Source organism: Mesorhizobium sp. M00.F.Ca.ET.216.01.1.1 (assembly GCF_004010325.2).
GTDB lineage: Bacteria > Pseudomonadota > Alphaproteobacteria > Rhizobiales > Rhizobiaceae > Mesorhizobium.
This window is the reverse complement of sequence record NZ_SADR02000019.1, coordinates 130273-139577: the sequence shown is the minus strand read 5'-3', so window position 1 is coordinate 139577 and position 9305 is coordinate 130273. Positions and strand designations below refer to the sequence as shown.

Sequence of the window (9305 nt, the reverse complement as noted above, 5' to 3'; positions counted from 1 at the left end):
GGCGGCAATCAACCGCTTCCTCGTCGAGCACAACCAGAAACCCAAACCTTTCACTTGGACCGCCGACCCCGACAAAATCATCGCTGCCGTCAAACGTGGGCACCAAGTGTTAGATTCCATCCACTAGCAGCAGCTTCTTCACGATGCTCGAAGGCGGCTCCGCCATTCCGAGACACGCGACAGACTGCGCATCCTGCTTGAAGGACCAGAGGCGGCATTGGTTGCCGAGATAGCGATTCCGGTCGGCAAGACCTTCCATGAACTTGCATCCAACTCGAGTTCGGCGCTTAACCTCGTGCTCGGGGTAGGCTTGACGTGCATCGCTAGAGCGGTTTTGCCAAATTCGGAGTCGCGGGTTTGCGTTGAGTGGCTTGTTCTGATTCCCTGATCGAATTGATTTGCGGAAGGAGCAACGGCATGGCGCGAGCCTACGGCGTGGATTTGCGAAAGCGTGTGGTCGAGGCGATAGAGGAAGGTCTGTCGACCCGGGAGGCGGCGCGGCGGTTTTCGATCGGGATATCGACGTCTGGCGCGTGGTATCGCGAGTGGCGATCGAGCGGCAGGCTGGAGCCGGGCCGGCAGGGCAAGCCGAAGCGTTCGAAACTAGATGCGCACGAGGCGTTCATTCTCGCCCTGGTGGAGACCGACGAGCGGGACATCACGCTTGCCGAGATCGCCGAGCGCCTTGCGGCCGAGCGCGGCATCAAAGCTGGCGTGACGACTATCCACGAGTTCTTCGCAAAGCGTGGCATCACGTATAAAAAAGACGGCGCACGCGGCCGAACAGCAGCGCCCGGACGTTCTGGCGGCGCGAGAAGACTGGTTCGACGGACAACTCGATCTCGACCCGAGCCGCCTGATCTTCATCGACGAAAGTGGCCTCAATACAAGGATGGCGCGGCTTCGGGGTCGCTCGCCGCGCGGTGAACGTTGCCGGGCGGCCGTGCCTCACGGGCATTGGAAGTCCACGACCTTCACGGCGGGCTTGCGCCTCAACGGGATCGCCGCTCCCTGGCTTCTCGACGGTGCGATGGATGGCGAAGCGTTTCTGGTCTACCTGCGCCGCGTCCTTGCGCCGACGCTTCAGCCCGGCGACGTCGTCGTGATGGACAACCTCCCGGCTCACAAAGTGGCCGGCGTTCGCGAGATCATCGAGGCGGCTGGCGCATGCCTACGCTATCTTCCGCCCTACTCGCCGGACTTCAATCCGATCGAGATGGCATTCGCCAAGTTGAAGGCCTTCCTGCGAAAGGTCGCCGCGCGATCCATTCCAGAACTGTGGGACGCCGTGCGCCTCGCGATCGATCGCTTCGAGCCAAAGGAATGAAAACTTCTTCGCCCATGCCGGCTACGATGCGTGACCCGAATTATTCCGAAAACGCATAGCGCCGCCGCGACGACTTCCACGGGAACGAGCTGCGGCACGGACGGCGCGGAGATCTGGCAGAGCTCCTTGCGCCACCGGAAAAGCTGGCTCCCATGAATGCCGGCCGATCGCGCGATCTCCGAAACACTGGCCCCAGCCTCAAACGTCGCGGCGACCAGCCGCTCCTTCTCCTCCCGAGACCAGCGCCGGCGCCGCTCGACCGACGTGATCACTTCAATCTGATGCTTCGTCACAGAGCTACTCCTAGTGCTTGCACCAGGAGTAGCAGCCATCAGCCTACCTCAGCAAGGCGGCCGTCACCGGTCGTCACCGGACGTCACCGGCGTCACCGGTCGTCACCGGTCGTCACCGGCGTCACCGGCGTCACCGGCTTCCGATTACCCACATCGTCGGCGGGCCTATTGCCCCGTATGAATCTGCCGTGATTCTGTCCGTGACGCCGAATCACGGAGGCGTCACGGATGCGAGACAAGACCAGCAGCAGCGAGAGCGCTTGGCAGGAGGAAGAGCTTTCTGCGGCGGCCCTTCCCGACAAGCGTCTGGCCCGTCGGCTGCAACGGTTGCTGGATCAGATGTCAGCTGCGCCGGGCAAGCCAATCCCGGCGGCCTGCGGCGACTGGGCGGCGGCGAAGGCGGCCTACCGCTTCTTTGACAATCCGCGTGTGACCGAACATAGCGTTCTCGCCGGCCATTTCGCCGCGACTGCGGCGCGCGTTGCGGCGAGCGAAGGTCCGATCCTTATCCTGCAGGACACGACCGAATTTATCTACAGCCGCGCGCAGCCGGGCAAAATCGGATTCACCAAAACCATCAACGCCGGGCGCTACAAGGCCGGGCAGCCCAACGTGCTGACCTTGTGCGGGGTGCTGATGCATTCGAGCCTGGCCGTCACCCTCACCGGCACACCCCTCGGTCTGACGGCGGCGAAGTTCTGGACACGAACGAAGTTCAAGGGAACGCTCGCGCTCAAGCGGCACATCAATCCCACGCGCGTGCCGATCGAGACGAAGGAGAGCTACCGCTGGCTGGAGAACCTGCGCCAGTCCATCGCGCTCGTTGGCGCGCCCGAGCGCTGCGTGCATGTGGGTGACCGGGAGAGCGACATCTACGAGCTCTATTGCACCGCGCAGGACCTTGGTACCAGCTTCCTCGTGCGGGTGCAGACGAACAGGCTGGCAGAGCGGCCTGCCGATGCTGCCTCACACGATCCTGCTCATCGCGTCTTTGCCCAACTTGCGGCGGCGCCTTGGGCGGGACGTCATCGCATTACGGTTGATCAGGACGAGACGACCTGGCTGCAGGTGAAGTTCGCCGCCATCAACACCTTGCCGCCCGTGGGCAAGCAGAAGCGCTACAGTCCGCAGGTTCTGACTTACATCCACGCCCTCGAAGAGAATCCGCCGCCCGGCCGCGAGCCGATCGACTGGAAGCTGGTGACCAACTTGCCGGTCGAAGATCTCTCCGCGGCGGTCGAGAAGCCCGGCTGGTATGCCCTGCGCTGGAAGGCGGAGGTGTTCCACAAGGTCATGAAGTCCGGCTGCCGTGCCGAGGAGGCGAGGCTCGAGACCGCCGAGAGGCTGGCGAAGTTCCTCGCCCTCATCGCGGTGGTCAGCTGGCGCATATTCTTCGTCACTATGTCGGCGCGCGCCAAGCCAGACGCCGCGCCCACAGCGTTCTCACCTTCGCCGAGATCACTGCGCTCAACCGGATCGACGCGTCCCGAACGCGACCGCGCCTCCAACGGCCCACGCTCGCCGCTTACCTGCTGCAAATCGCCATGCTTGGCGGCTATCTCGCCCGCAACCATGATCCGCCTCCCGGCAACATGGTCGTCTGGCGCGGCATGACCCGCTTGCACGACATCGCCTTCGGCATCTCCATTGGATCAAGCCGACGATGTGGGTAATCGGAAGCGTCACCGGAGGGGTACATTTGATATCGAGAGAATGAAGGTGAGGAATATCGCGGCCCACTGTTCAATCGTTCAATCGCACCGTTGCTCCGATGCAGCAGCGCGGCTGAATTCGTTTTTGCTGGCGCTTAGGACGTGAAAAAACCGCCTTCGAAAATCGCGTGACTTGCGCGTCGACACGGTCCGCCGGCTCGGCCGGTGGCTTTCTTGTGCCGCCCAGCGATCGGCGATCCAGCCGCCAAATCTGAGGCGTCCTGATTAGTCGTCTTCCCGGAGATCCAGCAGCGAGGGCATATCAGCCTCTCGTCAGTCCCCAGTGCCAGCTTCGTGGTGCACGATTGCATCGAGAATTGTTTCGTAGACGCTGCCCGTTTCTTCCTCGATCTCGTCGCGGCTGATCCCCAGCGCCTTCGCATCGACGAACAGCTTCTGGGTAGTCTCGCTCACGGAGATGACATCGGCCCCGATTATGCCCTTTAAATTGTTGCTCAACCATTTGTGCATGAAGTTGCTTCCGCGTGTGCTCATAGTCGCCACAAGCGCTTACGAGGCACTAGGTTCCGCAACGAAAAAAGGAAAGGAGAAGGCTGGAACGTCTCGACATGTCCGGCGTTGCTACTGGTCTCAAGCCGCGGAGCAACTGCAATGGTGACGTTCAGGAAAATGAAGATCCAGGAGATTGTCGAAGACGTTTCTATTTCGACCGACGAGAAAATCGCAAAACTTCGAGAAATCGAGTCTGAAGCCGAGGATTGCAACGCGCCGCCACGGAAAGTCCTATGGCTGATGACGACAGTTGGCAGGATGAACTTCGCCAAGTGCGCTTCGCTCTCGACAAGCTCGGCGCAAAAGAACCAAAGAAGGGCCCAGCAACACTCTAGGCGAATCCTCAAGCTAGTGGTGAAAATCTGACGTTTGGTACCCGAGCGGGAATGCCGGTATCGACCCTAAGCAGTCATCTGCGGCGAAATGGGTGAACGTCTTGGTGCTTTCGACTGGGCCGGGCCCAGGCTCGTCGTCGAAACCTAGAAAACCAAGCGCAGCGCCGGATTTCATCGCCCTCCTGGAGGCACTCGACGCAGGCTATGCCCCCAAAGCCCGGTATGGCCGGCAAGCCGGTCGTCCTGGTGCTCGACAATGGGCCAATCCACACCAGCAAAGCGTCGCGGGCCGCGCTTGAGGCCCGCGCCCATTGGCTCACCATCGAATGGCTGCCCAAATACGCCATCCAGAGAATCTCTGCTTAGGCTAAGTCGGTGACATTCACCATAATCGGGAGTAAAGTGGTTGTAGGTGGAGGCGCTACTATATCGGGGATTAAGAATGAGCAAGCTCTTGGCATTTCCCGCAGTTCTCCTGGCTCTCGCTTCCACATCGGTTTCGGCACAAGTCTCTAATGGACATGTGGACATCTCAGAAAATGGCAGTAGTCTTTTCGATGTCCCATTCGCTCCAAATGGCATCCCTCTTTTGAGCAGATTTGCGTTTGAACTTGCCGACGGAGATAATCACCTAAAACAAATTCTTATTAGCCCCGACCTGCCTCCCGGAAAGATGCGATTGGATTTCTCCGACGGTAACCCGAAGAATTTGCCTTTTATAGATGACGATGACGACTATTTTTTCAATGTAACTCACTTTGGCATCAAAGACTCACGAGCACAACAGTTCACTCGTAGCTTGGATATATGCAGCGAACAAGGAAAGTGCACAGTTCAACTTGATAGGCCTCCGGGAGATTTCATTTTCGTCCTAATTGGGTTTCAACTTTCATTCAGGGACAATATTGATCATCACATAAGGGAGGTGGGGATCCTTGAAGATGACGGCATGTTGACAGTTTCCTTCAATGATCAACACTTTGATCCAAGTGACGACGCTTTTCTCTGGAGCGTGCAGTTCGCTTATGTGCCAAGAGATCGATTTAGTCAGATCGGAGAGTCAACCGAGACCCGGGCCAAAAATGAGGTTAGTAGCATAATACCGGCGGGCATGGCGGTGCTGCGTGGTTTCAGGTTTGAATATAAAGATTATTTCACGGACGGCAAAGATCATCATCTTAAAAAGATAGGAGTGCTGCCCACGACCGCCGGAACTGCCCTCATATCCTACAGGGACACGAACGGAGATGATGGATTCGATTGGCAGTATCGATGGGCAATCATAAAGGAGCGGGTTATACATTGGCCTGAAGGACTTGATCTGCCTGTACTAAGCCCGCGGTCACCCAATTAACTGCGCTTAGCGTGGGAGGCGCCGAGAAGTGGCAATGCTATTGTAGCAACGGGTAAGTAATTGATCCCGCGGCACATAACGAACGCCACAAGGCATGCCGGCCGCGGAGATTGATTGAGAATCGTCTCGCCGCCGCAGAGGTGAGCGAGCCAAGCTGCGATCGCCGGACCGAAGGCAGTGCCCAGAGCGGCTGCCGAACTTCAGCTTTCCACCCAAGGCGGTATTCCCGCTCGGGTACCAAACGTCAGATTTTCACCACTAGCCTGAATATCTCAAAGTGAGGGGTGCATCGGCCCCGAGAATCTGAGAAACTGCTTTTGCAACAAAGAGTTATCAGATCCAAGGACGGGGTCCGATGCAAACACACTGTATCTCTGAGCAGCTCGAATTTGAAGGCTTCGACGCCCGCAAAGTTGTCGCCGGTTTCGACGGTGGGGCGATCACCTCGGATGCCGGCGCCTTGCTGCTTCGCCACGCCGACGGGGCTATCGGCCTTTTCGACCGGGTGGCCGCTTGCTTCATCGACCATCGCGATCCGGATTGCACGGTGCACAGTATCCAGACGCTGGTCGGACAGCGCATCGCGGCAATCGCGCTCGGTTATCCGGGACGAGCAGCAAGCCGCTCTTGCCTGCTTTGATGTTGTAATTCGCGAAATGGATACTTCCATAAATCGACTACCTTCGGCGATCGAAGCCGGCCTTGGTCAAAATCATAGCAAGAACCCTTCAGAGGTAATCTGTTGCATATGCAGCTGTCGAATCCCCTGGTGGTTTAACGGTGCCTTGATCGGCAGATGATCTGAGGCGAGCCGAGATAGCGATGTACGGTGCACTTCGAGGCTGGAAATCAGACTGGGCGGTTTGGCTAGGATCCGATCGAGCGCAAGCAAAGGGAATCGCGAAGCGAAACTGGGCAGCACGGTTTGGATTGGACCAAAATGCAGCAGTAGCGCCTGGAACCAGGATCTGCTTGCGCACTCGCCATTCGTTAAGTTCGCCAAGCAAGATGGTAGGCGTTAGGACCGATCGCGTGGCCTCAGGCAGCGCGTTGGCCTGCTTGGATGCGCGACGGCGGAGTAATCCAAAATGTGACGCGATCCGCAGCATCACGCCACCGATTTCCAAATCGACGATCAAAGCTGCGCGTGGCTCCAGGCCAGGAAACCTAACTTGACTGACAGCTTGGACCATTCCCTTGCGAGCTAGTATCAAATTGCCGTGCCACCCATGGCTTCTAAGGTTCTCAGGCGTGTGCGCACTAACCACATCGGTTTCTCGTCGAAGCATCTTGAGATCCAAGACCCTGCCGCCTTTCCCGTGCGTTCATCAACTTCCTGCACGGCAATAATGTCAGCGCTAGTTCGCGTATGACATCACCAACCCGCTGCGGATCGAACCGGCACCGTGGTTTTGAAGCGGGTGGCTCCCGGAGGCAGTCGGCGGCAATCTTCAATTCAATGCGGGCGAGCGTAGGCTGGACGCTCGAAGCGCCCATGAAGTTCGTAGTGACGTTGCCCCCAAGTTTTATCCAATCCTGAGTTCGCTCCGGCGATCAATGTTGCCCTGTTGGGCGGTTTGAGCGACGGGCACCGGCGCGGAGCTGATCATCGTGCGCAGCGCTGTGTCCCGCCGCGGGGTGAAGGTGTGGGCGAACTCGAAGGGTGTCTGCCAACAGGGCCGCAAGGGTCAGGACGATGGTGACCGCAACCGCGGCAGACAGCAGGAAGCCGAGGGCAGCAAGAACAAGCAGCAGGGCGCGAAAAGCAGGGCGCCAGCGGAAACTTCGCCAACGATCCCGAGCGCGCTTCGGAGGCGGGCCGAAAGGGCGGGAAGTCCTGCCTACCTGATACTCCAAGAGATGTGATGATTACGGCCCGTCCGCTTGACGGGCCGTAATGCATGCAGACACCCTGGCAGTGCGGTGATAGCAAAGGACGCTCTAATTCGAGAGTTGTGCGAGATCACGCTCGCATCGCTGCACGCCGCCGGACCTCTCGCCGGTGTTGATGCCGATACCAGACATGGCTTAGAGTGCGGTTTGGAGACTGCTGAAAATCCAGCCAAAGGACTTCGTTTTCAGACTTTTCGATCCTGCTCTGTCGCCTGTTTGCGACCATTTGCTTTGATGGTCGCCTCCAGATCGGATCGGCTGCCGTGTCGAACCGAGTAAGCTCGTGTAAATTCGGCGCCCAGCAGAAAGATCTCGGACGAATAATAGACCCACAGCAGCACGACGAGCAGTGCACCGGCTGCCCCGTATGACGATGCGATCGCGCTGGCTCCGATATACCAGCCGATCAGCGACTTGCCGATCGTGAAGAGAAACGCCGTTACCACGGCGCCGACGCCAACGTCGCGCCATCGCAGCGCGCGGTCGGGCAGAACCTTGTAGATTGCCGCGAACAAAAGCGCGATCAGGGCAAATGAGACGATCCCGTTGATCGCACTTAGGATAATGGTGCCGTAGGGTAGATAGGCGTTGATGATTTCGCCAAGCGCCGAAATTGCAGCGCTTGCGACCAGGGATACCAGGAGCAGGAAGCCAAGCGCCGCGACGAGCCCAAGGCTTGCGGCGCGCGCCCGCACAAGCCGTGAAATCGATGTCTTACCCGGTTTGACTTTCCAGATTTCGTTAAGCGCAAGCTGCATTTCGCCGAACACGCCGGATGCGCTGACGAACAACGCGACGAGCCCCAGAATGGCAGCAAGAGTGCCCGTTGTTCGGCTTGATGCATTTTCGATTGTCGCTTGCAAAAGCTCGGCACTTTGCGGCCCCATCAGGCCTGCGAGCTGGGCCGAAAGGGCAAGCTGTGCCGCATCGTTTCCGAAGACCATGCCAGCGATGGCGACAACGATGAGCAGGATCGGCGCAAGCGAGGTCGTGGCATAAAACGACATCGCTGCCCCGTGACTCAAGGCATTGTCATTGATGAAGCCGAGGATGCTCTCCGCAAGGAGTGTCCAGCCCTCTTTCGCCACATTCAACAAACTTTGTCTCCCATGCTTCTCGACAAGCAATTAGAGGCAACACGCCAGCGGACCAGAGCGTCGAATTCGATACGGTTATTTCCTGGGTCTTATGAAGATTAGCCCCAATGTGAGCTGGCTGACGTGGATACCGGCCGCGCGGGCAATCTCGGAGATTACTGCATCAGGCTCAAGGCAGGCTGCGACGAGCTGCGCCTTCTCATCTCGAGACCAGCGCCGGCGGCGCTCGACAGACGTGATAACTTCAATCGGATGCTTCGTCATAGGACTACTCCTAGTGACCTAGTGTTTGCACTAGGACTTCCGACGTTCCGCATCACCTCACAAGACGGCCCTCACCGTGGGATTACCTCTAAGAGGCCTCGAAGTTCGCTCTGGCGAGCCATATGGTGGTGGTTTCGAGAACGGAGCGCAGCGGACATTTGGGTCCGTGCGCACCGGAAACGCGGAAAACGCCATCAGATGGTCGCCAGAGCGAATTTCGAAACGGTCTCTAACAACTCCAATCTAATGTCAGGGTGAGTGACGCCTCGAAAATTTGCAGATCACCGGTTCGGATTTTGACGGTGATCTTCACCAGATTGACATCCGGCATCTCATCGTGTGCGACGTCGTGCAATATCCGAAGCGCCTCTGTTCTCGCTCGTTCGGGCGTCTCGAACAATTGCCCCTCGGTGTCCGTTTCTGGACCGTCCGCGTTGTACACGTCAAAATAGAAGCGCTGCATCTTCGGAAAGCCCGACTGCTATGACGTGCTAATTCGCATTGATCGCCATTGTTC

The 9305-nt window shown here is 58.4% G+C and carries 8 protein-coding genes and 4 pseudogenes; 7 read left to right on the top strand and 5 right to left on the bottom strand.

The features are described from left to right. Positions 1 to 127: pseudogene (locus EN859_RS23675) on the top strand (IS630 family transposase); the annotation flags it as partial. Between the two features lie 290 nt (positions 128 to 417). Then, a pseudogene (locus EN859_RS23670) lies at positions 418 to 1361 on the top strand (IS630 family transposase). 97 nt (positions 1362 to 1458) lie between these two features. On the opposite strand, the pseudogene EN859_RS23665 reads toward EN859_RS23670, so the two are convergent. Then, positions 1459 to 1659 (bottom strand): annotated as a pseudogene (locus tag EN859_RS23665) (transposase); the annotation flags it as partial. Positions 1660 to 1848: 189 nt separating this feature from the next. Between EN859_RS23665 and EN859_RS23660 the strand changes: the two are divergent. After that, complete coding sequence (locus EN859_RS23660; protein WP_245525674.1) at positions 1849 to 3234, top strand: IS4 family transposase; 1386 nt, start codon at positions 1849 to 1851, stop codon at positions 3232 to 3234. A gap of 371 nt (positions 3235 to 3605) precedes the next feature. Here EN859_RS23660 and EN859_RS23655 read toward each other — a convergent pair whose 3' ends face one another. Further along, positions 3606 to 3827 carry a DUF768 domain-containing protein gene (locus tag EN859_RS23655; RefSeq protein ID WP_127854986.1) on the bottom strand — a complete coding sequence of 74 codons (222 nt, stop codon included), beginning with the start codon at positions 3825 to 3827 and terminating at the stop codon, positions 3606 to 3608. Positions 3828 to 3944: 117 nt separating this feature from the next. Between EN859_RS23655 and EN859_RS23650 the strand changes: the two genes are divergently transcribed. The 4 genes and pseudogenes from EN859_RS23650 to EN859_RS23635 form a co-directional block, all read left to right on the top strand. After that, the gene (locus tag EN859_RS23650) at positions 3945 to 4211 is read left to right on the top strand and encodes a hypothetical protein (RefSeq protein ID WP_245525673.1); all 267 of its coding nucleotides are present in this window, start codon (positions 3945 to 3947) and stop codon (positions 4209 to 4211) included. A 173-nt stretch (positions 4212 to 4384) separates the two neighbouring features. Beyond that, the gene (locus EN859_RS23645) at positions 4385 to 4546 is read left to right on the top strand and encodes a transposase (RefSeq protein WP_127854987.1); all 162 of its coding nucleotides are present in this window, start codon (positions 4385 to 4387) and stop codon (positions 4544 to 4546) included. Positions 4547 to 4622: 76 nt separating this feature from the next. After that, complete coding sequence (locus EN859_RS23640; RefSeq protein WP_127854988.1) at positions 4623 to 5534, top strand: hypothetical protein; 912 nt, start codon at positions 4623 to 4625, stop codon at positions 5532 to 5534. Between the two features lie 355 nt (positions 5535 to 5889). Then, positions 5890 to 6138: pseudogene (locus EN859_RS23635) on the top strand (transposase); the annotation flags it as partial. Positions 6139 to 7612: 1474 nt separating this feature from the next. On the opposite strand, the gene EN859_RS23625 reads toward EN859_RS23635, so the two are convergent. The 3 genes from EN859_RS23625 to EN859_RS23615 all read right to left on the bottom strand — a co-directional run bounded on the left by EN859_RS23625 (position 7613) and on the right by EN859_RS23615 (position 9251). Next, positions 7613 to 8554: a YihY/virulence factor BrkB family protein gene (locus tag EN859_RS23625; protein ID WP_245525672.1), complete on the bottom strand. Its 942-nt coding sequence runs from the start codon at positions 8552 to 8554 to the stop codon at positions 7613 to 7615. A gap of 45 nt (positions 8555 to 8599) precedes the next feature. Then, complete coding sequence (locus EN859_RS23620) at positions 8600 to 8788, bottom strand: transposase (RefSeq protein ID WP_127854989.1); 189 nt, start codon at positions 8786 to 8788, stop codon at positions 8600 to 8602. 229 nt (positions 8789 to 9017) lie between these two features. Next, a complete protein-coding gene (locus EN859_RS23615) occupies positions 9018 to 9251 on the bottom strand; it encodes a hypothetical protein (RefSeq protein ID WP_127854990.1) in 234 nt (77 codons plus the stop codon). Positions 9252 to 9305: the final 54 nt, after the last annotated feature.